Genomic DNA, 342 nt, shown 5'->3' with positions numbered 1-342 from the left:
CAGCGCCACGGTGACCCTCTCCGCCACCGACACAGAGTCGGGTGTGGACCGGATCGAGTACTCGCTCGACAGCGGCGCCTACGCCAGGTACTCCGCGCCGGTGACGGTGAACCAGCCGGGTCAGCACACGGTGAGTTACCGGGCCACGGACAAGGCGGGTAATACCTCGTCGCCGCAGTCGGTGTCGTTCCGGGTCGTGGAAACGCCGCCGGCGGACACCACGCCGCCGACGGTGACGGCGGCGGTGACCGGCCAGCGGGACGGCAACGGCGCGTACGTGGGCAGCGCCACGGTGACGCTGTCGGCCACGGATACCCAGTCAGGCGTGGATCGGGTCGAGTA

Annotated in this window: 1 protein-coding gene; it reads left to right on the top strand. The window is 70.2% G+C overall.

Annotated features, from left to right (window positions below; translation table 11 throughout):
- A partial coding sequence (locus tag ACNAVT_RS31865; protein ID WP_416301712.1) for an OmpL47-type beta-barrel domain-containing protein occupies positions 1 to 342 on the top strand: 342 nt, incomplete at both ends.

Origin of the sequence: Micromonospora sp. SL4-19 (genome assembly GCF_047921475.1) — a bacterium.
GTDB lineage: Bacteria > Actinomycetota > Actinomycetes > Mycobacteriales > Micromonosporaceae > Micromonospora.
The sequence above is the reverse complement of the archived record's forward strand: the minus strand, read 5'-3'. Positions and strand labels throughout refer to the sequence as shown.